Source organism: Mycolicibacterium xanthum (assembly GCF_019710635.1).
GTDB lineage: Bacteria > Actinomycetota > Actinomycetes > Mycobacteriales > Mycobacteriaceae > Mycobacterium > Mycobacterium xanthum.
This window is the reverse complement of sequence record NZ_JAIFZS010000048.1, coordinates 1-22,875: the sequence shown is the minus strand read 5'-3', so window position 1 is coordinate 22,875 and position 22,875 is coordinate 1. Positions and strand designations below refer to the sequence as shown.

19 protein-coding genes and 1 pseudogene are annotated in these 22,875 nt (G+C 68.4%); 8 read left to right on the top strand and 12 right to left on the bottom strand.

The annotated features are described in order from the left end of the window. Positions 1-15 precede the first annotated feature (15 nt). The 3 genes from JDV09_RS18675 to sucC all read right to left on the bottom strand — a co-directional run bounded on the left by JDV09_RS18675 (position 16) and on the right by sucC (position 3,797). Complete coding sequence (locus tag JDV09_RS18675; RefSeq protein ID WP_221370645.1) at positions 16-1,545, bottom strand: acetyl-CoA acetyltransferase; 1,530 nt, start codon at positions 1,543-1,545, stop codon at positions 16-18. A gap of 154 nt (positions 1,546-1,699) precedes the next feature. After that, positions 1,700-2,602, bottom strand: a complete 903-nt coding sequence (sucD, locus tag JDV09_RS18670; RefSeq protein WP_221370644.1) for a succinate--CoA ligase subunit alpha — start codon at positions 2,600-2,602, stop codon at positions 1,700-1,702. A gap of 13 nt (positions 2,603-2,615) precedes the next feature. Beyond that, entirely contained in the window at positions 2,616-3,797 is a 1,182-nt protein-coding gene (sucC, locus tag JDV09_RS18665; protein WP_221370643.1) for an ADP-forming succinate--CoA ligase subunit beta, read from the bottom strand. A gap of 251 nt (positions 3,798-4,048) precedes the next feature. Here sucC and JDV09_RS18660 point away from each other — a divergent pair, with 251 nt between their 5' ends. Together JDV09_RS18660 and JDV09_RS26920 are read left to right on the top strand one after the other, a co-directional pair. Beyond that, entirely contained in the window at positions 4,049-5,092 is a 1,044-nt protein-coding gene (locus JDV09_RS18660; RefSeq protein WP_221370642.1) for a M23 family metallopeptidase, read from the top strand. Positions 5,093-5,350: 258 nt separating this feature from the next. Then, positions 5,351-5,842: a hypothetical protein gene (locus JDV09_RS26920; protein WP_372452969.1), complete on the top strand. Its 492-nt coding sequence runs from the start codon at positions 5,351-5,353 to the stop codon at positions 5,840-5,842. 1 nt (position 5,843) lies between these two features. On the opposite strand, the gene pcrA is transcribed toward JDV09_RS26920, so the two are convergent. Further along, positions 5,844-8,180 (bottom strand): DNA helicase PcrA, encoded by a 2,337-nt coding sequence (gene pcrA / locus JDV09_RS18650; protein WP_221370640.1) that lies wholly within the window; start codon positions 8,178-8,180, stop codon positions 5,844-5,846. A 201-nt stretch (positions 8,181-8,381) separates the two neighbouring features. Between pcrA and JDV09_RS18645 the strand changes: the two genes are divergently transcribed. Beyond that, on the top strand, positions 8,382-8,702 hold the full coding sequence (locus tag JDV09_RS18645; RefSeq protein ID WP_221370639.1) for a chorismate mutase: 321 nt from the start codon (positions 8,382-8,384) through the stop codon (positions 8,700-8,702). 55 nt (positions 8,703-8,757) lie between these two features. Here the strand turns inward: JDV09_RS18645 and JDV09_RS18640 are convergent, their stop codons facing one another. Together JDV09_RS18640 and JDV09_RS18635 are read right to left on the bottom strand one after the other, a co-directional pair. Further along, positions 8,758-10,782: an acyltransferase family protein gene (locus JDV09_RS18640; protein ID WP_221370638.1), complete on the bottom strand. Its 2,025-nt coding sequence runs from the start codon at positions 10,780-10,782 to the stop codon at positions 8,758-8,760. Positions 10,783-10,990: 208 nt separating this feature from the next. Further along, entirely contained in the window at positions 10,991-12,439 is a 1,449-nt protein-coding gene (locus JDV09_RS18635) for an NAD-dependent succinate-semialdehyde dehydrogenase (RefSeq protein ID WP_221370637.1), read from the bottom strand. Between the two features lie 51 nt (positions 12,440-12,490). Between JDV09_RS18635 and pgi the strand changes: the two genes are divergently transcribed. Continuing rightward, positions 12,491-14,155 carry a glucose-6-phosphate isomerase gene (gene pgi, locus JDV09_RS18630; protein WP_221370636.1) on the top strand — a complete coding sequence of 555 codons (1,665 nt, stop codon included), beginning with the start codon at positions 12,491-12,493 and terminating at the stop codon, positions 14,153-14,155. A 45-nt stretch (positions 14,156-14,200) separates the two neighbouring features. On the opposite strand, the gene JDV09_RS18625 is transcribed toward pgi, so the two are convergent. From JDV09_RS18625 to JDV09_RS18610, 4 genes are all read right to left on the bottom strand, one after another. Then, complete coding sequence (locus tag JDV09_RS18625) at positions 14,201-15,562, bottom strand: cytochrome P450 (RefSeq protein ID WP_221370635.1); 1,362 nt, start codon at positions 15,560-15,562, stop codon at positions 14,201-14,203. 137 nt (positions 15,563-15,699) lie between these two features. Further along, positions 15,700-16,449: an SDR family oxidoreductase gene (locus tag JDV09_RS18620; RefSeq protein WP_221370634.1), complete on the bottom strand. Its 750-nt coding sequence runs from the start codon at positions 16,447-16,449 to the stop codon at positions 15,700-15,702. 116 nt (positions 16,450-16,565) lie between these two features. Beyond that, positions 16,566-17,489 carry an Fpg/Nei family DNA glycosylase gene (locus JDV09_RS27180; protein ID WP_221370633.1) on the bottom strand — a complete coding sequence of 308 codons (924 nt, stop codon included), beginning with the start codon at positions 17,487-17,489 and terminating at the stop codon, positions 16,566-16,568. 5 nt (positions 17,490-17,494) lie between these two features. After that, positions 17,495-17,878, bottom strand: coding sequence for a phage holin family protein (locus tag JDV09_RS18610; RefSeq protein ID WP_221370632.1), 384 nt, complete (start codon positions 17,876-17,878; stop codon positions 17,495-17,497). A gap of 121 nt (positions 17,879-17,999) precedes the next feature. On the opposite strand from JDV09_RS18610, the gene JDV09_RS18605 reads away from it, so the two are divergent. Then, a complete protein-coding gene (locus JDV09_RS18605) occupies positions 18,000-18,872 on the top strand; it encodes an LLM class flavin-dependent oxidoreductase (RefSeq protein WP_221370631.1) in 873 nt (290 codons plus the stop codon). Here the strand turns inward: JDV09_RS18605 and JDV09_RS18600 are convergent. After that, positions 18,856-20,043, bottom strand: coding sequence for an ROK family transcriptional regulator (locus JDV09_RS18600; RefSeq protein ID WP_221370630.1), 1,188 nt, complete (start codon positions 20,041-20,043; stop codon positions 18,856-18,858). The genes JDV09_RS18605 and JDV09_RS18600 overlap by 17 nt on opposite strands. Before the next feature lie 87 nt (positions 20,044-20,130). On the opposite strand from JDV09_RS18600, the gene eda reads away from it, so the two are divergent. The 3 genes from eda (at position 20,131) to rnhA (ending at position 22,604) form a co-directional block, all read left to right on the top strand. Continuing rightward, a complete protein-coding gene (gene eda, locus JDV09_RS18595) occupies positions 20,131-20,784 on the top strand; it encodes a bifunctional 4-hydroxy-2-oxoglutarate aldolase/2-dehydro-3-deoxy-phosphogluconate aldolase (RefSeq protein ID WP_221370629.1) in 654 nt (217 codons plus the stop codon). Continuing rightward, positions 20,781-22,016, top strand: a complete 1,236-nt coding sequence (locus tag JDV09_RS18590) for an MFS transporter (RefSeq protein ID WP_221370628.1) — start codon at positions 20,781-20,783, stop codon at positions 22,014-22,016. Before eda ends, JDV09_RS18590 begins: the two co-directional genes overlap by 4 nt. Before the next feature lie 105 nt (positions 22,017-22,121). Then, the gene (gene rnhA, locus JDV09_RS18585) at positions 22,122-22,604 is read left to right on the top strand and encodes a ribonuclease HI (protein ID WP_221370627.1); all 483 of its coding nucleotides are present in this window, start codon (positions 22,122-22,124) and stop codon (positions 22,602-22,604) included. 55 nt (positions 22,605-22,659) lie between these two features. On the opposite strand, the pseudogene JDV09_RS18580 reads toward rnhA, so the two are convergent. Then, a pseudogene (locus tag JDV09_RS18580) lies at positions 22,660-22,875 on the bottom strand (HNH endonuclease signature motif containing protein); the annotation flags it as partial.

The following is a 22,875-nucleotide window of genomic DNA, read 5'->3' as shown; positions in this document are numbered from 1 at the left end:
TCAGCGTGGTTCTGATCAGCTCAGCACCGCCCGGTTGCCGCTCTCGGTCGAGCGCACGGTGATCGCCGCGCCCAGCGGGTCGGCATCGCTCATCAGCGACACCAACGCGGGATCCTCGGTGGTGGCCATGAATCGGGAGCCGTCGGCGTCGAGGCGACCGACGATGATGCCGGTGCGCGCCGGCCAGTCGTAGCGCACCGAGTAGGTCTCGATCGTGCCGGTGCCGTCGACGATCTTGGTGACCGGCACCTTCGGCAGGTCGGCAACCCGCGCGCTCAAGTCCGCGCTGCGCGACCGGCGCCATTCGGCCGGTTCGGTCGAATAGATGCCGACCGAGTACTTGCTGGCGATGCCGCCATTGGCCCCGACGAACCCGAATCGGCCCGGGTTCTCCCGCATCCGGCCGACCGTCTCGGCGATCCCGTGCAGCGAGTAGCTGTTACCGGGGCCTCCGAAGTAGGGCAGCCCGCCGGTGAGGGTGAGCCCGCGCGGGTCGTCGGGTGCCAGACCGAGAGCCTCGCAGATCACGAACACCGGGAACGGGAAGCAACTGTAGAGGTCGAAGGTGGCGATGTCGTCGACGCCGATCCCGGCCACCCGGAGCGCCTCCTGCGCGGCCAGTACCGATGCCGGGGCGGCGCCGAGGTCGGCGCGATCCAGCAGAGCCTGCTCGACGAGGTCGGAGTGCCCGTGCAGGTAGACCCACTTCTCTTCGGGGATAACGAGTTTGCGTGCAGCCTCGACGGACATCAGCACGGTGGCCGCACCCTGATTGACCGTGTCGCGTGCGACGAGCAGGCGCGGATAGGGATCGCAGATCATCCGGTTCTCGTCGGTGACCGTCTCGATCTCCTGCACCGAGCGCTCCACCGGTGAAGACGAGAATGGGTTCTTGGCAGCGACTTTCGACATCGGCGCGAACAGCTCGGCCATCGCGTGGCGGTACTCGCCGACCCCGAGCCCGAGGCGCGCGCGCCGTGCGTTGTCGAGCAGGCCGTACTGCACCGGTGCTCCGGTCAGCCCGTGCGTCACGGTGTACTCGTCGATGAAGGAGAAGATCTGGTGGCCGCGGTCCTCGAGCTGGCCGTCTGCCCGCTCGGTGAAATCGGGCTTGTCGTCGCGGCCGGCGAAGGACTTGGCAGTGGAGCCGGCTTCGGAACCGATGACCATGACCGCGTCGATCTCGCCCGCAGCGATGGCGGCGGCGAACTCGGTGACGACCTTCTGGGGACCCTGACCACCGACGGGCTCGAGGATCACCCGCGCCGGGTCCGCGCCGAGACGGCGCATCACCGAGCGGGGGTAGTTGGTGGATTTTCCGAGCGGCGCAGGCATCGGGCCCGAGATCTCGAACTGGCGCAGCCCGACGACGACGTCGATCGCATCGGCCACCGAAGCCACGTCGGCTCCGGTGTCGGTCAGTGCCGCCCCGGCGGCCTCGGTGGCCAGGGCGACCGCCGACATGCCGCGGTACCCGGGTTCGTCGATCCGTTCGGTGAACTGCCCTACGCCGACCACGACCGGCGTCCGCGGATCAACTGCCATGCTCACATCCTCTCGATTGCTTTGAGAGGCTAATAGAACGCCGTATCACTGTGCCAACCAAGGGGCCCGTGACGCGCCGCGAGCGCGCGCATTTGTACGGCTGCGACGGTGTGTCGCCGCACAGACGCGCGCGCTCGCGGTGAAGAAAAGAGGCTTACAGGCTCTGGAGCAGTTCCCGGGCCAGCCTGGCGGTCTCCGACGGGGTCTTGCCGACCTTGACGCCGGCCGCCTCGAGGGCCTCCTTCTTGGCCGCGGCGGTGCCCGACGAACCCGACACGATGGCGCCCGCGTGGCCCATCGTCTTGCCCTCGGGCGCGGTGAACCCGGCGACGTAACCGACGACCGGCTTGGAGACATTGGCCTTGATGTAGTCGGCCGCCCGCTCCTCGGCGTCGCCGCCGATCTCGCCGATCATCACGATGATCTTGGTCTCCGGGTCCTTCTCGAACGCCTCGATCGCGTCGATGTGGGTGGTGCCGATGACCGGGTCGCCGCCGATCCCGATCGCCGTCGAGAAGCCCAGATCGCGCAGCTCGTACATCATCTGATAGGTCAGCGTCCCGGACTTCGACACCAGGCCGATCGGGCCCTTGCCGGTGATGTTGTTCGGGGTGATGCCGACCAGCGACTCGCCCGGGGTGATGATGCCGGGGCAGTTCGGGCCGATGATCCGGGTGTTGGCGCCCTTGTCCAGGTTGTAGGCCCACGCATAGGCGGTGTCCTGCACCGGGATTCCCTCGGTGATGACCACCAACAGCGGGATCTCGGCGTCGATGGCCTCGATGATGGCGTCCTTCGAGAAGGCCGGCGGCACGAACGCGATCGACACGTCGGCGCCGGTCTCCTTCATCGCCTCGGCGACGCTGCCGAACACCGGCAGGGTGACGTCTTTGCCCTCTTTGTCCTCATGGGTGACGGTGGTACCCGCCTTGCGGGCGTTGACGCCGCCGACGATTTGGGTCCCGGCCTTGAGCATCAGCTTGGTGTGCTTGGTGCCCTCGCCGCCGGTGATGCCTTGGACGATGACCTTGGAGTCCTTGTTCAGAAAGATAGACATGGGTTCGTGTCCCTTACTTGTTCGCCAGCTCGGCGGCCTTGTCGGCGCCGGAGTCCATGGTGTCGGCCTGGATGACCAGCGGATGGTTGGCCTCGGACAGGATGCGGCGGCCCTCGTCGACGTTGTTGCCGTCGAGGCGCACCACCAGCGGCTTGTTCGCATCGTCGCCGAGGATCTCCAGCGCCTTGACGATGCCGTTGGCCACCGCGTCGCACGCGGTGATGCCGCCGAAGACGTTGACGAACACGCTCTTGACCTGGCTGTCGTTCAGGATCACGTCCAACCCGGCAGCCATCACCTCGGCCGAGGCGCCACCACCGATGTCGAGGAAGTTGGCCGGCTTCACACCGTCGTGCTTTTCACCGGCGTAGGCGACCACGTCGAGCGTGGACATCACCAGGCCGGCGCCGTTGCCGATGATGCCGACCTCACCGTCGAGCTTGACGTAGTTGAGGTCGTTCTCCTTGGCTTTGAGCTCGAGCGGATCGGTGGCGTCCCGGTCCTCGAACTCGGCGTGGCCGGGCTGCCGGAAGTCGGCGTTGGCATCCAGGGTGACCTTGCCGTCCAGCGCAAGGATCTGGCCTGGGTCGCCTTCACCGCGGGAGGGCGTACGCACCAGCGGGTTGACCTCCACCAGGGTGGCGTCCTCGCCGACGAACACCTCCCACAGCTTCTGGATCGTCACGGCGGCGGCGTCGAGCACCTCCGCGGGCAGATGGCCCTTCTCGGCGATCTCCCGGGCGAACGCCAGATCCACGCCCTTGACGGCGTTCACCGGCACCTTGGCCAGCCGGTCCGGCTTGGTGGCCGCGACCTCTTCGATCTCCATGCCGCCCTCGACGGAGCACATGGCCAGGTACGTGCGGTTGGCGCGGTCGAGGAGGAAGGAGATGTAGTACTCCTCGGCGATGTCGCTGGCCTCGGCGACCAGCAACTTCTTCACGACGTGGCCCTTGATGTCCAGGCCGAGGATGTTGGACGCGTGGGTGAACGCATCGTCGGGGGTGGCGGCGAACTTCACACCGCCGGCCTTGCCACGCCCGCCGACCTTGACCTGGGCCTTCACCATGACGGGCTTGCCGATCTCCTCGGCGATGGCCTTCGCGTCCTCGGCGGTGTCGGTCACCCGGCCGGGAGTGGTTGGAACGTTGTGCTTGGCGAACAGTTCTTTCGCCTGGTACTCGAAGAGGTCCATGGACTCGAGACATCCCTGTCTGTCTGCGGCTAGATATTTTGCGCCCGACGGGCTCGGGGGAACTTTATCCACACGACCGCAGGCGATCGCCACCGCCCACTACTCATGTGGTCGATCTCACCGCGGGCGGTCTGGTGATTCAAGTCACATTCGGGTGCGGAGCCGCCGCTGGGGTTGGCACATTGATTGGAATTTGGTTAACGTCCACTGGTCTAGATAACGGTCTGATCACAACGATAGGACTTCTAAGGTTGCCTCAGCATCGTTCGCCTCGGTCTCCGAACACCGTCGCGGCACCTGATCCGACCGAGGTCACCGATATCATTCCGTTCAATGAATTCGGCGATCTGGCCGAGTTGGACTTCCTGCCGCACGCGGCTTTCGACCGGGAGTCGCAGGTCATCCACGCCCCCGAGCTCGACGATCTGCATCACACCGACGACCTGGTTCCGCTGCGCCTCGCGGTGCCCGAGCGATTCCGGGCGGCCCCTCGCGACGGACGGCAGCCGTCCGCGCACGCCTACCGCGACAGCCACACCGACCTGAGCGACGGCAACGCGCCGACCGACGTGATCGACATGCGGGGCCGCAGACCGCAGCACCGCAAGGCCGAGGTCCCGGTCAAGGGCCGGCTGATGGTGGCCGCGATGGCCGTCGGCGCGACCGCCGCGGGTGCCTACACGATGGTCAACGGCTCGCAGAAGGCTCCCGAACAGAGCGTGCTCGCGGCCGAGGAAACCGCCGGCGGCCCGTCCGTGATCACCGGCTCGGTGGACGGTATGCAGGTGGTCAGCGTCGCCCCGGCGGTCAACTCGTCGGTGCACGCCGAGGAGATCGTCAAGGCCGCGGCGTTCGCGCAGGAGCGCGCCGAGCGCGAGGCCCGGCTGGCCCGCCCGCAGTTCGCCATGCCGACACACGGCGTGTGGACGTCGGGTTTCGGCTATCGCTGGGGCGTCCTGCACGGCGGTATCGACATCGCCAACTCGATCGGCACCCCGATCGTTGCCGCCGCCGACGGCGTGGTCATCGAGGCCGGCCCGACCGCCGGTTACGGGGCTTACGTCAAGATCAAGCATTCCGACGGCACCGTGACGCTCTACGGCCACGTCAACACCTGGCTGGTCAGCGTCGGCGAGCGCGTCATGGCCGGCGATCAGATCGCCACCATCGGCAACCGCGGCAACTCGACCGGCCCGCACCTGCACTTCGAGGTGCTGCTCAACGGCACCGACCGAGTCGACCCGGTCGGCTGGCTGGCCAAGCGGGGGCTCACCCCCGGCAGCTACGTTGGCTGAGTGACGGGCGACGACAACAATCCCGACGACCCCGGCGATCCCGCCGAAGCGGGCGACACCGCTGAGCCCGAGACCCGCATCCTGCGCCGTGCCCCACAGAGCGCCGACGCACGACCGGACCCACGCAGCGCCGACGCAGGACCGGACCCACGCAGCGCCGACGCAGGAACTGACCCCCGCAGCGCCGACGCAGGACCGGACCCACGCAGCGCCGACGCAGGACCGGACCCACGCAGTGCGGACGCACGACCGGACCCACTGAGCGCGCCCGCGTCCGACCCGCCCACCGCGATCCTGCGGCGACATCCGACCGGCGAGCCGCCGACCTCGCAAACCCCCCGCGCGAAGCCCGTCGCGATCGGCCCGGCCCGCACCGCCGCCGCCGATGCCCGCCCCGCGGTTCTCACCGCGGTGATGAGCATCCTGTCCGGCTGGGCGAGCGCGGTGATCGCCACCAACCTGATCGCGAGCTGGTGGGCGACCGACCCGCTGTTCTGTGTGGCGATCGGCTTCCTCGCCGCGATCACCGCGGGGGCGCTCATCAGCGGGTTGATCGCCCTGCTGCTGCGCCGCAGGCCGGCCCGCCTGCTGATCGTCGTGGGTTCGGTGATCGCGCTGTTGATCTTCCTGAGTCTGTTCGTCGCGGGCGCGGCACTGCCGGTGCTGGTGTACGCGCTGCCGGCGCTGCCGGTGGCGTCGATCGCGGCGGCCATGCTGCCCGGCACCGCGCGCTGGAGCCGGTCCGGCTGACTTACAGCTTGGTCACCGGTGCATGGTTGTGCATCAGCTTGACCCGGCCGGCGCTGCCGAAGTCGATCAGCGACATCGCCGACTCCCCCATCCCGGAGACCTCCTCGACCCGCCCGAGCCCGTACCTGTCGTGCGTGACGCGGTCCCCGGGTTCCAGGACCAGCAGCGGGCGCTTGCCCGCCGTGGGGCGCGAGGGCGCGGGCCGGGGCGTACCGAACCTTCCCGCGCCGCTCACCGGCGCGGAGAACCCCGACGACGGCTGCTCGGTGCGCCGCCAATCGATCAGCTCCTGTGGGATCTCCCGGAGGAACCGCGACTCCGGGTTGAGCATCGGCTGACCCCACGACGACCGCACCTTGGCGCGGCTCAGATAGAGCCGCTGCCGGGCGCGGGTGATGCCCACATAGGCGAGCCGGCGTTCCTCGGACAACTCGACCGGGTCCCCGAGCGCCCGCATGTGCGGGAACATGCCGTCCTCCCACCCGGTGACGAACACGATCGGGAACTCCAGGCCCTTGGCGGTGTGCAGCGTCATCATCGTGACCACGCCGGAGCCGTGTTCGGGGATGTCGTCGGCGTCGGCGACCAGGGAGACGCGCTCCAGGAAGGCCGCCAGCACCCCGGTGTCGGGGATGTCTTCATCGACGGGCTCGGCCCCGTCCTCACCGGCCAATGCCTTGGCGTTGGCCAGATCGATGCTGAATTCGTGTGCGACGCTGACCAGTTCGTTGAGGTTGTCGAGCCGCGCGAGGTCCTGCGGATCGCTGGAGGACTCCAGCTCGGCGCGGTATCCGGTCCGGTCCAGCACCGCATCGACCAGCTCGCCGAGTTCGCCGTCGAGCTTGCCCCGCAGGTCGTCGAGCAGTGCGACGAACCCGGCAATGGCCTTCTCCGAGCGGGTGTTCAGCATCGGCACCCTGCCCTCGGCGGCCGCCACCAGGGCGTCGTTGAAGTTCATGCCCGTGTTCTCGGCGTAGACCGCCACGCACGCCTCCGCACGGTCCCCGATGCCGCGCCGCGGCGTGTTGAGGATGCGCCGCATGCTCACCGAGTCGCCGGGGTTGTCCAGCACCCGCAGGTAGGCGACGATGTCGCGGATCTCCCGGCGTTCGTAGAAGCGCACTCCCCCAACGACTTTGTACGGGATGCCGGCACGGATGAAGACCTCTTCGAGCGCGCGCGAGGAGTTGTTGGTGCGGTAGAACACCGCGACGTCGTTGTAGGAGAACGTGCCACCCGAATCGGCGTAGTCGGCGAGCGCGTCGATCTCCTGAGCGACGAAGCGCGCCTCGTCGTGCTCGTTGTCGGCGACGTAGCCGACGATCAGCTCACCATCGCCGGCGTCGGTCCACAGCCGCTTCTCCCGGCGGCCCGCGTTGCGCGCGATCACCGAGTTCGCGGCGTTGAGGATCGTCTGCGTCGAGCGGTAGTTCTGCTCGAGCAGAATGGTTGTGGCGTCCGGGAAATCGCGTTCGAAGTCCTCGATGTTGCGGATCGTCGCACCGCGGAAGGCGTAGATCGACTGGTCGGCGTCGCCGACCACGCACAATTCGGCGGGCGGCACCTCATCCGGCCCCACAGCTCCATGCCCTACCAGTTCGCGCACGAGCACGTACTGGGCGTGGTTGGTGTCCTGGTACTCGTCGACCAGGATGTGCCGGAACCGGCGCCGGTAGTACTGGGCGATCTGCGGGAACGCCTGCAGCACGGCCACCGTCTCGCCGATCAGGTCGTCGAAGTCCAGCGCGTTGGCCGCCCGCAGCCTGCGCTGGTACTCGCCGTACACCTCGGCGATGATGCGGGCCAGGTCATCGGCAGCCTCGGATGCCTCCGCCATGGCCTGCTCGGGGCCGATCAGCTCGTTCTTCAGGTTGGAGATGCCATTGGCGAGCAGCCGCGGGGAATGGCGCTTGGTGTCCAGCCCCATGTCCTTGCCGATCATCAGCAGCAGCCGTCGCGAATCGTCGGCGTCGTAGATGGAGAAGTTCGAGTTCAGCCCGGCGATCAGCGATGCCTGGTTGCGCAGGATCCGCACACATGATGAATGGAAGGTGGAAATCCACATGTTCCGGGCCCGCGGACCCACCAGTTCCACCACCCGCTCACGCATCTCCGCGGCGGCCTTGTTGGTGAACGTGATAGCGAGAATCTGCCCAGGTCCAATTTCGCGGGCGGCAAGCAGGTAGGCGATGCGCCGGGTCAGCACTGCCGTCTTACCGGAGCCGGCGCCGGCCACGATCAGCAGCGGGGCGCCCTGGTGCAGCACCGCCTGGCGTTGTTGCGGGTTCAGCCCGTCCAGCAGGTCCTGGTACTGCTCTGTTTCGGTGACGATCGACATATTGTCCTCAAACCTACCGCTGTGCGGCGACACTCTTTGCGCTGGCACGGCCGGTGATGGCACACTCTTTACGTGCTCAACGCGCAGTGGCGATTTTTCTACGGGTACCGGCCAGCGGTGCCCGTGGTCTAGCTGCTTCCCAGAGCCCCGCGGTCCGCTTCCGGATCCGGGGCTCGTTTCTTGTGTGAGGCCCGAAACCGGATGAGACCAGACCCTTCACACAACGGAAGTTCGGAGAACCACGAGATGACGACGACGGAACCCGCCCCGGTGAGCGACAGCTTGGATATCGACGATCTGCGGCTGGAGATCGACCACCTCGACGCGGCGATCCTCGAGGCGGTCAAGCGCCGCACCGAGGTGTCGCAGCTGATCGGCAAGGCGCGGATGGCCTCCGGTGGCACCCGCCTGGTGCACAGCCGCGAGATGAAGGTGATCGATCGCTACAGCGAGCTGGGCCCCGAGGGCAAGAACCTGGCGATGCTGCTGCTGCGGCTGGGCCGCGGCCGCCTGGGCCACTGACCGTCAGCGATTTCGGTGTAGTTGGTCACGCTGAGGGTGACGTTCTACACCGAAATCACTCAGGTCGGACGGCCTCGAGCAGCCAGGGTGTCAGCCATTCGACGGCCTCGGGTGTCGGGTGCACGCCGTCACTGCGCATCCTGATGCCGTCGACCTTGATCGTGTAGTAGCCGTTGGGGCTCAGCTTCTTGTTCAGGTCCAGCACCGTGACGTCGGCGCGCCGGGCGGCGACGGCGCGCAGCAGCGTGTTCCACCGGTCGGCGCGGATGGGCTGATCCTCGGGGTAGAGGCTGCCGTCGGGTTTCTCCGCACGCCGGTTGTACGGCTCCGTGGTCACCACGACACGCGCGCCCGTCGACCCGAGGATGTCCAGCGCCCGGTTGAGCTCGCCCTTGAGATAGGTGTCGTAGGACGAGTCACCGATGTGGGTCCACCGGCCCTCGTTCACCCGGTCGACGATCTCCCAGCGCCCGACGACGAGCAACACGACATCGGGACGGTCGTGGCGGATCCGCTGGGCCCAGCGACTCGGCCACGCGTCGCACTCGGGTTTCTGGCCGAGTTCCTGCCCGACGTACTCGTAGGGCCCGCCGCGGGCGATACCGCACCCGATGGTGGTGTAGTCGGTGAAGTCCACGCCCGGCGTCGCGGGCAGATACCGCATCATCGTCCACGCGATCGAGTCCCCGAAAACGGCCACCCGGACATCGCCGGGCCCCCCGTGCTGCGTCGGCGGGGCCACCTCGACGGGCACCTCCGGTGCGACCAGCGCCGCCGATTCGATCAACGGCCCCGGTGTCGGGGAAACCGGAGCCACCCGCACCGGCAGCACCGTCATCGTCACCACCGCCGCGGTCGCGGCCGAGGCAGCGGCCAGTGGGAGCATCGGCACGAAGGCCGGCCGCCACTCCCGGACCGGCTGCTCGACGGCCCACCACGACACCGTCGCGATCGCGATGGTCGCCGCACATCGCAGCGCGAACAGATGCCAACCGGTCGTGCCGGTGCGTTCGCCGTTGAGCAGCAGGAAGATCGGCCAGTGCCACAGGTACACCCCGTAGGAGATCGCACCCAGACCGACCAGCGGCCCCATCGCCAAGACGCGGGCCACCGGACCGTCCTGCTCGAGCGCGACCGGCGCGATGATCAGCACCGCGGCCAGCGCGACCACGATCAGCAGCCCATGGTGGAACTCCTCGGGAGCGCCGGTCGCCAGGTGCGCGGCCGAGATCAGCACGAGCAGTCCGACCAGCGGTGCGAGCCGGGCCAGCCGGCGCGCCCAGCGGGACCGCAGGATCCGTCCGCCGCCGGCGAGCGCCCGCCAGTCATGCACCAGCAGCGCGGCCGCGGCCGCCCCGACGAGCAGGGCCTGCACCCGCGTGTCGGTGCCGAAGTACACCCGGTTGAGGGTGGCCGTGGAGGAGTCGGCGCTGAGCGCCGCAGCGGCCGTCGCCGATGCCGCCGCACCGGCGACCGCGATGACGAACACCGCGGTGCGCACCACCCGCGGGGTCAGCGCGACGCCCCGGCGGTAGGCCAGCGCGGCCAGTCCGGCCACCACCGCGGCCAGTATCAGCGGCCACAGCAGGTAGTACTGTTCCTCGACCGCCAGCGACCAGGTGTGCTGCAGCGGCGAGGGCGAGGCGCCGAGGGAGAAGTAGTCGGTCTGGCCGGCGACGAACACCCAGTTGGACATCCAGAACAGGGCGGCGACGGCCTCGTCACGCAGATCCGCGGCGGCCTCGGCACTGAACAGTTCGGCCGCGGCGATGACCGCGAGGACCATCACGATCAACGCGGGCAGCAGCCTGCGGGCGCGGCGGATCCAGAAGCCGCGCAGACCGATCCGGCCGGTCCTGCCGACCTCGTCGAGCAACAGCGATGTGATCAGGAAGCCGCTCAGCACGAAGAACACGTCGACGCCGAGGAATCCGCCGGACAGTCCCGGGACGCCGCCGTGGTCGGCCAAGACCAGCCCGACCGCGACCGCGCGGACTCCGTCGAGGGCCGCGATCCCACGACCCGGACTGACATAGCGGCGCGGGCCCACCCGGATCGGTGCCGCGCTCACGGCAGTCACGTTCCTGGGACCTCCTCACCCGGCTCCGAGCAAGGAATCCTATGGGCTGCCGCACCCGCGATCCGGAAGGCGCGCGGCGGGCCGACCAACCGGTCACGTCGGCACGCCTACGAATTGGGAGAGCGGCGGCGGGCCGGCCAATTTGAGTGAGCGGCGGGCGGCTCATGGGTCCAGCGGCGGGCCGATCAATGGGAGAGCGGCGGGCCCGCTAACTGGTGAGAGCGATGTATTTGATGTCGAGGTATTCGTCGATGCCCTCGGTGCCGCCCTCCCGGCCGAAGCCGGACTGCTTGACGCCGCCGAACGGTGCTGCCGGATCGGAGATGACGCCGCGGTTGACGCCGACCATGCCGGCCTGGACGCCCTCGGCCACCTGCAGCGCCCGGTCCAGGGACTTCGTGAAGACGTAGGCCGCGAGCCCGTACTCGGTGTCGTTGGCCGCGGCGATGCCCTCTTCGACGGTGTCGAAACCGGTGATCGGCGCGACCGGTCCGAACACCTCCTCCTTGAGGATGCGGGCATCGGCCGGGACATCGGCGAGCACCGTGGCCGGATAGAAGTTGCCGGGCCCGCCGGGCGCCACCCCGCCGACGGCCACGGTGGCGCCGCGTGACACCGCGTCGGACACCAGGTCCTCGACGGTGGCGACCTGTTTGGCGTTGATCAGCGGACCCAGGGTGGCGTCCGGGTCCAGGCCCTTTCCGAGGCTGAACTCACTCATCCGCTTGACCAGCTTGTCGGTGAACTCCTCGCGCACGGAGTTGGCGACGTGGAAACGGTTGGCGGCCGTGCACGCCTCGCCGCCGTTGCGCATCTTGGCCAGCAGCGCGCCCTCGACCGCCGCGTCGACGTCGGCGTCGTCGAACACCACGAACGGCGCGTTGCCACCGAGTTCCATGGAGGTGCGCAGCAGCGCATCGGCCGACTGCTTGACCAGCGCCCGGCCCACCCCGGTGGACCCGGTGAAGGTCAGCTTGCGCAACCGACCGTCGTCGATCAGCGCGGTGGTCACCTCACCCGGGCTGGTGGTCGGCAGCACCGACAGCACGCCCTTCGGCAGGCCGGCTTCATCCATCAGCTTCGCCAGCAACAGCATCGTCAGGGGCGTCTCGGCGGCGGGCTTGACCAGCATCGTGCAGCCGGCGGCCATCGCCGGACCGATCTTGCGGGTGCCCATGGCCAGCGGGAAATTCCACGGGGTGATCGCGTAGCACGGACCGACCGGCTGCTTGGTGACCAGGATGCGTCCGGTGCCCGCGGGGGCCGTCGTGAACCGGCCGTCGATGCGCACCGCCTCCTCGGCGAACCACCGGAAGAACTCCGCGCCGTAACGGACCTCGCCCATGCTCTCGGCGAAGACCTTCCCCATCTCCAGGGTCATCAGCGTCGCTACGTCCTCGGCCCGCGCCATGATCGTCTCGAAGACCGACCGCAGGATCTCTCCGCGCACCCGAGCGGGGGTGGCGGCCCATTCGTCCTGCACCGCCGCCGCGGCGTCCAGCGCGGTGATCGCGTCCTCCGGGCTGGCGTCGGCCACCGCGGCCAGCACTTGATCGTCGGAGGGATCGAGCACGTTGAACGTCGAGGAGGCCGCACGCTCCTCACCACCGATCCAGAGTCCCGTTGGTGCCGAAGCCAGCAGCGCGGAAGTATCCATACCCCCATCATTTACCCCCTCGTCGGCCCGTCCGCACTAGGGTTTCTCAACATGGGTTCCGATACCGCCATCCCCGACATCACCGCCACTCCCGCATGGCAGGCCCTGTCCCGGCATCACGATGAGATCGGCGCCACCCATCTGCGGGAGTTCTTCGCCGAGGACCCCAGCCGCGGCACCGAGTTGGCGCTGACCGTCGGCGATCTCTACATCGACTACAGCAAGCACCGCATCACCCGCGAGACGCTGGCGCTGCTGCTGGACCTGGCGCGCACGGCCGGTCTGCAGGAACGCCGCGACGCGATGTTCTCGGGCGTGCACATCAACACCTCGGAGAACCGGGCGGTGCTGCACACCGCACTGCGTCTGCCGCGGGGCGCCGAGTTGACCGTCGACGGCCAGGACGTCGTCGCCGACGTCCACGATGTGCTCGACCGGATGGGCGAGTTCACCGACCGGCTGCGCAGCGGTGAGTGGCGCGGCGCCACCGGGGAGCGCATCACCACGGTGGTCAACATCGGCATCGGCGGATCGGACCTGGGGCCGGTGATGGTCGACCAGGCGCTGCGGCACTACGCCGACGCGGGCATCTCGGCCCGCTTCGTGTCCAACGTCGACCCTGCGGACCTGGTCGCCAAACTCGCCGGGCTCCATCCTGCGACAACGCTTTTCATCATCGCATCCAAGACGTTCTCGACGCTGGAGACGCTGACGAACGCCACGGCGGCCCGCCGGTGGCTGACCGACGCGCTCGGCGACGCCGCGGTGTCCAAGCACTTCGTCGCGGTGTCGACCAACGCCAAGCTGGTCGACGACTTCGGCATCAACACCGACAACATGTTCGGGTTCTGGGACTGGGTCGGCGGACGCTACTCGGTGGACTCGGCGATCGGCCTTTCGGTGATGGCGGTGATCGGCAAGGAGCGCTTCGCCGAGTTGCTGGCCGGCTTCCATCTGGTCGACGAGCATTTCCGCACCGCTCCGCTGGAGGCCAATGCGCCGGTGCTGCTCGGGATGATCGGGCTGTGGTACAACAACTTCTTCGGCGCGGGAACCCGTGCGGTGCTTCCCTATTCGAATGATCTGGCGCGGTTCGCGGCGTATCTGCAGCAGTTGACCATGGAGTCCAACGGCAAGTCGGTGCAGGCCGACGGTGCGCCGGTGACCAGCGACACCGGGGAGATCTTCTGGGGCGAACCGGGCACCAACGGCCAGCACGCGTTCTATCAGCTGCTGCACCAGGGCACCCGGCTGATCCCCGCCGACTTCATCGGCTTCAGTGACCCCACCGACGATCTGCCCACCGCGGACGGCACCGGCAGCATGCACGACCTGCTGATGAGTAACTTCTTCGCGCAGACCCAGGTGCTTGCGTTCGGCAAGACCGCACAGCAGATCGCCGCTGAGGGCACCCCGGCCGACGTGGTGCCGCACAAGGTGATGCCCGGCAACCGGCCGACCACGTCGATCCTGGCCAGCAAGCTGACGCCCTCGGCGGTCGGCCAGCTGATCGCGCTCTACGAGCACCAGGTGTTCGTCGAGGGCGTGATCTGGGGCATCGACTCGTTCGACCAGTGGGGGGTGGAGCTGGGCAAGACCCAGGCCAAGGCGCTGCTGCCGGTGCTCACGGGGGCGGCCTCGCCTGCCGAGCAGTCCGATTCGTCGACCGACGCCCTGGTGCGCCGCTACCGGGTGGAGCGGGGCCGGACCGCGTGATTTCGGTGTAGAACATCACGCGGCGGTTGACGTTCTACACCGAAATCACTCGATGACGGCGGCGGCCTTGCGTTCTGTGATCGGCGCGGCCAACCCCTGCTCGTCGCAGGCCCGTTGCAGTTTGTCCAGCGTCGCATCCAGCCCGGGCCCCAGACGCAGCCCCGGGGTGAACCGGGCGGGCAGGTGCTGCATGCCCTGAATGACGCCGATCGTCTCGTAGTGCACCGCACCCGCGGGATCGCACTCGAAATCGGGCATCCGGTCGAGCACCGCGGTGAGCATCGACTTGAACACGGTCCTGGCCACGTTGGAGCCGATGCACCGGTGGACACCGAGGCCGAAACTCAAGTGCCGGTTACCCTTCCGATCCAACTTGAGTTCGTCGGGATCCGCGAACACCTTCGGGTCACGGTTGGCCATCGCCCACGACAACCACAGCCGCTCGCCCTCCTTGAGAACCACCCCGTCGACTTCGAGGTCTCTGGCGATCGTGCGGCCGTCGCCGGGGGCGGGTGTGAAGAAACGGAGGAACTCCTCGGTCGCCGAGTCCAGCAGGGTGGCGCGGTCACGGCTGAGCCGCTCCCGCTGATCGGGATGCTGCGAAAGCCATTCCAGCGCATGGGCGGTCAGCGCGGTGGTGGTGTCGAAGCCGCCGCCGATCAACAGCAGCAGCATGCCGAGAATCTCCATGTCGGGGGCGGGTTCACCGTCGATGCGCATCCGCACGAGTGCGTCGATCAGCCCCGGACGCGGATGCTCCCGGATCACGTTGACGTGCTTCATCATCTCCATCGCCGCGGCGATCTGCGCGTCGGCCACCCGGCGGTAGTCCGGCGACTCCGCGGGCGTGTACACCGAAGCGTGGGTGGGTTCGCAGTAGATCTCCCACTCCCGCAGCGGGACGCCGAGCAGAGCCAGGGTGAGCACGGCCGGGACAATGTTGGCCAGGTCGTCGACGAAGTCGATCCGGCCGCTCTCGATCTTCTCGTCCAGGCACGCCTTGACGATCTCGTCGACGAACGGCACCCAGCGCTGCACCGCGGCCGGCGACAGGTAGCCGTTCAGCGGCGTGCGGTACTCCCGGTGCTCGGGATCGTCCATCTCCAGCATGCCGCCGCGGAACGGCACACTGTGCTCACCCAGCGGGATGTTGATACCGGTGTAGCCGGTGCCCGAACCGGTGATGTCGTGGTCGTTGGAGATGTGCGGGCAGCGCGCTAGCTCGAACACCTCGTGGGTGCCTGCCGCCACCCAGTGCCCCCCGTAGGTGTCGGACCACGCCAGCGGGCAGCGCTGGTGCATCTCCGCGGTGATCTCGCCGAACTGGTCCCGGTAGGCCGGGGTGTGGCGGTCGAAGTGGAACAGGTGCTCGGCGCGCCGGGTATCGAGGTCGGCCTGATCGGTCATCACGTCCCCCAGATTTTAGCCTGATGGGTTGATGCAGATCAGAATAGAAAACCCGGGAGAAGGATTCGGCGATTTCGGCGTGCCTGATCGCACCGGTCACGCCGGTCGCACCGTTGCGCCCGGCCTGCCCAAGCCGCTCAGGCGAAGCGCTTGGTGAACCGCGGCGGCAGCAGCTTCATCACCTCGACCAGCGGCCACCACGGCCAGGCCGGCACCACCGCACGGCCCTTCTCCTTCTCGATGGCGTCGACCATGGCCTTCACCCCGGTCTCGTTGTCCACCATCAGCATCGTGGAGTTCGACTTGGCGGTCATCTCCGATTCGATGTAGCCCGGCTCGAGCACGGTGATCTTGATCGGCCCGGACGGGTACTCGGCGCGCAGCGACTCGCCCAGCGAGGTGACCCCGGCCTTGCTGGCCGAGTAGGCGGCCTTGAAGCCGGGCACCCCGACATTGCCGAGCACCGAGGACACCAGCACGAGATGCCCTTTGCCGGCGGCCTTGAACATCTCCAGAGCGGTCTCGATCTGAACGAGGGCGGCCACCAGGTTCGTCTCGATGGTGGCCTTGTTGGCCCACATCTTTCCCGCGCCCAGCGGATAGCCCTTGCCGATCCCGGCGTTGACGATCACGCAGTCGATGCCACCGAGTTCCTCGGACAGCTCGGCGAAGACCTTCGGGACCTGCTCGTGATCGTTGACGTCAAGCGCGGCCACCGCGACGGTGATGTCGGGATGGGCCGCGGTGAGCTCGGCCTTGAGCTCGTCGAGGTTGTCGAGGCGGCGCGCGCACAGCGCGAGGTCACGCCCCCTGGCCGCAAACTGCCGGGCCATGCCCGCGCCCAGTCCCGAGCTCGCACCGGTGATCAGGATCTTCTGCCGACTCATGCCAGCAGGATAACCGAGTTAGATAGGTGCGGACCAATCCCGCCGAACTCGCATTCCGGCAGGAAAAGATCGAGTGGAGCCCTGCCGGAATGCGATTTCGGCGCAGAGTAGCGGGCTCACTTGAGCAGCTTGGACATCCTGCGGTCGGCGAGCACCTTGCCGCCGGTCTGACAGGTCGGGCAGTACTGGAAGGACTTGTCAGCGAACGACACCTCGCGCACGGTGTCACCGCAGACCGGGCACGGCAGCCCGGTGCGTGCGTGCACCCGCAGACCCGATCGCTTCTCCCCTTTCAGCATCGCCGCCTGCTGACCGACGGACCTGGTGACGGCGTCGGTGAGCACCCCGATCATCGCGTCGTGCAGGGCCGCCAGTTGGGCGTCGGTCAGCTTGCCCGCGGTCGCGAACGGCGAGAGCTTGGCGACGTGCAGAATCTCGTCGCTGTAGGCATTGCCGATCCCGGCGATCACCTTCTGGTCGGTGATGACGGTCTTGAGCCGGCCGGAGTTGCCCTCGAGGGCGTCCGCCAGGCCCTGGGTATCCAGCGACAGCGCATCGGGCCCGAGCGACGCGATCTGCGGGACCGCCATCGGGTCGGTCACCAGCCACACCGCCAGCCTCTTCTGGGTGCCGGCCTCGGTCAGGTCGAATCCCGGAGCCGCCCCGGCGGCGACCTTCGACCCCGGAGCCGCCCCGGCGGCGACCTTCGACCCCGGAGCCGCCCCGGGGGCCTCGAGATGCACCCGCAGGGCGATCGGCCCCTTGCCCGGCTTCAGCGGCGCCGCCGCCAGCTTGTCGGACCACCGCAGCCAGCCCGCACGGGACAGGTGGGTGATCAGGTGCAGCCCGCCGGCCTGTAGGCCGAGGTACTTACCCCACCGGTTCGCTCCGGTGACGGTGACTCCGGCCAACGCGCTGACCGGCGGGTCGAAGGTCTTGAGAACCGACAGCGCCGACACGTCGACACGTCTGACGGTCAACCCGACCGCGTGCCGACGCAGGTGATCGGCGAGGGCTTCGACCTCGGGCAGTTCGGGCATGGCCGTCAGTCTGCCCTGACTATCAACGACAGCAACCAGCCCACGATCGACAGCACGATGGCCGCCCAGATCGCGGTCCACCAGAAGTTGTCGATGACCAGGCCCCAGTGGGTGGTGTGCTCGGTGATCCACGACGTGATCCACAGCATGAACGCGTTGATCACGACGTGGATCAGCCCGAGCGTCAGGATGTAGAGCGGAATCGAGATGATCTGCACCACGGGCTTGATGATCGCGTTGACCAGACCGAACACGACGGCGACGACGAAGATGATGCCGATCCGCGCCAGCGTCGTGTCGCCGCCGACGAACGAGATCCCGGGCACGACGAGCGTGACGACCCACAACGCGAACCCGGTTATCGCTGCGCGCAGCAGAAACAGTCCCATGCCGATCATGATCCACCCCCCCCACCCGGCCTGGGTGGGCCAACGCGGCGCTCTGCCCCGATCGCGCACCGCGGATTAGAACACGTTCTAGTATTCGAACAACGACAGACGAGGAGACGATGTGCGATTCACCTACGCGGAGGCGATGACCGACCCGACGTTCTACATCCCGCTGGCGAAGGCGGCCGAGGCCGCCGGCTACCACGCGATGACGATCCCCGACAGCGTCGCCTACCCGTTCGAGTCGGACTCGAAGTACCCGTACACCCCCGACGGCAACCGGGAGTTCCTCGACGGCAAGGCCTTCATCGAGTCCTTCGTGCTGACCGCCGCACTGTGCGCGGTGACGACCACCCTGCACTTCAACCACTTCGTGCTCAAGCTGCCGATCCGTCCGCCCGCTCTGGTCGCCAAACAGGCGGGTTCGCTGGCGGCGCTGTTCGACAACCGGCTCGGCCTCGGTGTCGGCACCAGCCCGTGGCCGGAGGACTACGAGTTGATGGGCGTCCCGTTCGCCCGGCGCGGCAAGCGGATGGACGAGTGCATCGACATCATCCGCGGGCTCACTTCGGGTGAGTATTTCGAGTACCACGGCGAGTTCTACGACATCCCCAAGACCAAGATGACCCCGGCTCCGTCGAAACCGGTACCGATTCTCATCGGCGGTCACGCCGACGCGGCGCTGCGCCGGGCCGCCCGCAACGACGGGTGGATGCACGGCGGCGGCGACCCCGGGGAACTCGATGCGCTGATCGGGAAACTCAACGCTTTCCGCGACGAGGCCGGCACGGCCGATAGCGCCGACTACCAGATCCATGTCATCTCGATCGACGCCTACACCCCGGACGGGATCAAACGGCTCGAGGACAAGGGAGTCACCGACGTGATCGTCGGGTTCCGGATCCCCTACATCCTCGGGCAGGACACCGAGCCGCTGGATGCCAAGATCCGCCACCTCGAGATGTTCGCCGAGAACGTCATCGCGAAGGTGTGACCAGGGCGTCGATGGCCTGCGGGCCGAGGACCTCGTCGAGCGCCACCATCGCGCTGCCGACCAGCCCGCCACGATCACCGAACTCCGACGGCACGATCTGCAGCACCCGGCTGGCCAGCGTGGTGGCGTTGCCGTACAGGGTCTCCCGCAGCCCTGCGACGAAGATGTCGTAGGCGCCGGCAACGTCGCCGGCCACCACCAGAGCCGCCGGGTTGAGCAGGTTGACCGCCGCCGCCAGCACCTCGCCGACGTGGCGACCGCTGTCCCGGATCAGCCGACGGGCCAGGGTGTCCCCGCCGTGCGCCAGCTCGACCACGTCGCGCATGTTGCCCACCTGACGGCCCGCCGCGGTCATCTCGCGCACCAGTGCCCAACCGCCCGCCACGGCTTCCAGGCAACCGGTGTCACCGCAGCGGCACACCAGATGCCCGGCCGCGGCGGTCTTGTTGTGTCCGAACTCCCCGGCCGCCCGGATCGCCCCGCGTTGTACCGCGCCGCCGGCGACAATGCCCGCACCCAGCCCGCTGGAGGCCTTGATCACCAGCAGATCGTCAACGCCACGGCCCGCCCCGGCGCGCCACTCCGCGAGCGCGATGACGTTGGCGTCGTTGTCCAACACGACCGGCGCCTCGGTCAGCTCCCGGAAGTAGGGCACCAGCGGAACTCCGTCCCATCCGCTGAGCACCGGCGAGTCGACACTGCATCCGCGCTGCGGGTCGACGGTGCCGGGCAGGCTCAGCCCGATCCCGAACACCCGCTCCGTCCGGCGACCGGACTCGTCGAGCAGCAGATCGAGCCGTTTGACGACATCGGGCATCAGATCCTCGGGCCCCAGCCCGGGCTCCTGATCGATGTCGGCGGCCACCAAAACGTCACCGGCCAGGTCGCACACCGCCAGCCGCGCCCGGCTGCCGCCGATCGCCGCGCTCAACACCACGCCGGCACCCACGTTGAAGCGAAGCAACGCCGCGGGACGCCCGCCGGTCGAGGGCGCCTGCTCGCGCTCGAACACCAGGCCCAGCGTGGTGAGTTCTCTCACTCGTGACGACACGGCGGTACGCGACAGGCCGGTGAGCCGGCCGACCTCGGTGCGGGTGAGTTCACGATTTTCCCTGATCAGGGCATATAGGTCACCGACGGATGCCGCAGAAGACGACCGAAACAGGGCCATATCCAGAGCATAACTATCACCACTTACGTATTTCAAATGCGTAAGTCATTTTGAAACGTACTTAAATGACGGCTACCGTTGACCGCGATGAGAGAGCCCCGATCGTTGTTGGATGTCGCCCCGGTGATGCCCGTCATCAGCGTGCGCAACGCCGCTGATGCGGTGCCCGCTGCGCGTGCCATCGCCCAGGCGGGACTGTCGCTGGTCCAGGTGGCGCTCGACGGTCCCGGCTCGTTCGAAGCGATCGAGCGGATCGCCGCCGAGGCGCCGAAGATCGTCGTCGGCGCCGGAGCGCTGACCGACGTCACCCAGCCCGCCCTGGCCCGCGCGGCCGGGGCCGAATTCCTGGTGGCCAACACCGCCTCGGCCGCCCTGCGCGAGGCCATGCGCGCGACCGAACTGCCCCACCTTCCGGGAGCCGCGTCCGCCGTCGAGGCCATCGACCTGTTGGAAGACGGATACACGGACCTGGTCTTGTTCCCCGCGGCCGCCGCGGGTGGACTTCGGCACCTCAAGGCGCTGGCCGCGTTCGTCCCCGGCGCCCGGTTCTGCGCCGTGGGCGGGATCGGCCCCGTCGACCTGACCGGCTACCTGGCCGCGCCCAATGTGCGCTGCGTGAGCGCCGACTGGCTCACCCCCGCCGACGCGGTCCGCCGCCGCGACTGGGACCGTATCCGCCGCCTCGCCGACGTCGCCGTCAAGCTGAGCAGACCCACCGTCACCGCGGTACGGGCACTGTGACCGCAACCCTGAACCGTTCCGAAGGTCCCCTGTCCGTCGTCGCACCCGACCCCGTGGTGCGCTGGCTGGCCGTGGTCGCGCTGGCACTGGGCGGATTCGGCATCGGTACCACGGAGTTCGTCGCGATGGGCCTGCTGCCCGACATCGCGGCAGGGCTCGGGATCTCCGAACCCACGGCCGGACACGTCATCTCGGCTTACGCGCTGGGTGTCGTCGTAGGTGCACCGCTGATCGCCGCGGCGACCGCCCGGATGCCGCGCCGCACGCTGCTGCTGGTCCTGATGACGATGTTCACCCTGGGCAACCTGGCGAGCATGCTCGCCCCGTCGTATCAGACGCTGCTCGGTGCGCGCTTCCTGGCCGGTCTGCCGCACGGCGCGTACTTCGGCGTCGCCGCTCTGGTGGCCGCCCATCTGATGGGTCCGCGCAACCGGGCCAAGGCGGCGGCCCACGTGATGTCCGGGCTGACCATCGCCACCGTGCTGGGCGTGCCGATGGCGTCCTGGCTTGGCCAGTCACTCGGTTGGCGAGCGGCTTTCGGGCTCGTCGTCTCGGTCGGTGTGATCACCCTGACCGCGCTGTGGTTCTGGCTGCCCGGGCAGCTTCGGACCATGCACCCCACCAGCCCGCTCACCGAGCTGGGCGCGCTGCGCCGCGCCCAGGTGTGGCTCGCGGTGCTGGTCGGCATGATCGGTTTCGGCGGCATGTTCGCTGTGTACACCTACATATCCACCACGATGACCGACGTCGCCGGCCTGCCGCGCGCGCTGGTACCGCTGGCCCTGATGGTGTTCGGCGCGGGCATGGTCGTCGGCAACATCATCGGCGGTAGGCTCGCCGACCGCTCGGTCATCCGGGCGCTGTATCTGTCGATGGGCGCACTCGGTGCGGTGCTCGCAGTGTTCGTCCTGGCGTCGCACAACCCGTGGACGGCGATGCTGGCCCTGTTCGGCATCGGCGCCTCGGGATCGGCGGTCGCCCCGGCGCTGCAAACCCGCCTGATGGACGTCGCCCGCGACGCCCAGACGCTGGCCGCCGCGCTGAACCACTCGGCGCTGAACATCGGGAACGCCACCGGCGCCTGGGTCGGCGGCGTCGTGATCGCCGCCGGACTGGGATACACCGCACCCGCCGCGGCCGGCGCCGTGCTGGCGCTGGCGGGCCTGCTGATCCTGATGGTGTCGGTGCTGCTGCAGCGCACGTCGATGCGTCCCCGTTTGAGGCTGCACTGAGGGCGAGATCCACTCGAGCTTCCTAACCCTCTCCGCAGTTTCAGCGACCGATGCCCCGGCGAGTCGCTGAACCGACTCGCCAACGGCGGTCACTATCCTCGGCGCATGCCCGAGACCGCGGACGGCCGCGACGACGTCGTGATCATCCACACCGACGGCGGATGCCGGCCCAATCCCGGCCCCGGCGGCTGGGGCGCGGTGCTTCGCCAACGCCACCATGTCCGCGAACTGTGCGGTGGTGAGCCCGGCGCCACGAGCAACAATCGGATGGAGTTGACCGCCCCGATCATGGCGCTGGAGGCGCTCACCCGGCCGGTGGTGGTGCATATGTTCACCGACAGCACCTATGTCCGCAACGGCATCACCAAGTGGGTTCTCGGCTGGGAGCGCAACGGCTGGATGACCGCCGCGAAGCAGCCGGTGAAGAACGTCGACCTCTGGCAGCGGCTGCAGGCCGCCTGCGCTCGGCACCAGGTCACCTGGTTCTGGGTGAAGGGCCACTCGGGAGTCGCGGACAACGAGTTGGCCGATGAGCTGGCGACCCGGGGTCTGCGCGAAGCGCTTGGCGCGCCGGCCATCCCCACCTGACCGAGCCCGGATGCACGGGTCGGTTGGTGCACGCCGCTGTGCAGCGATGTGGCCCTCAAGCCGCTTGGCCGTCGGGTGGTGCGGGTCCGCCGGGTTGGCCGGGTTCGTCGGTGGGCGTGGGTGGCGACGCGTCGGTGTGGCCGCGCCGGTCGCCGTCCTGGCTGGGCTGGTCTGATTCGGGCGGTGTGGTGTCGGTGTGGCCGGGGGGTGGCGGGTCGTCGGGTGGGCGGAGGAGCCGTTCGGGTCGGTGGTAGGAGTTGAGCCGGGTCTG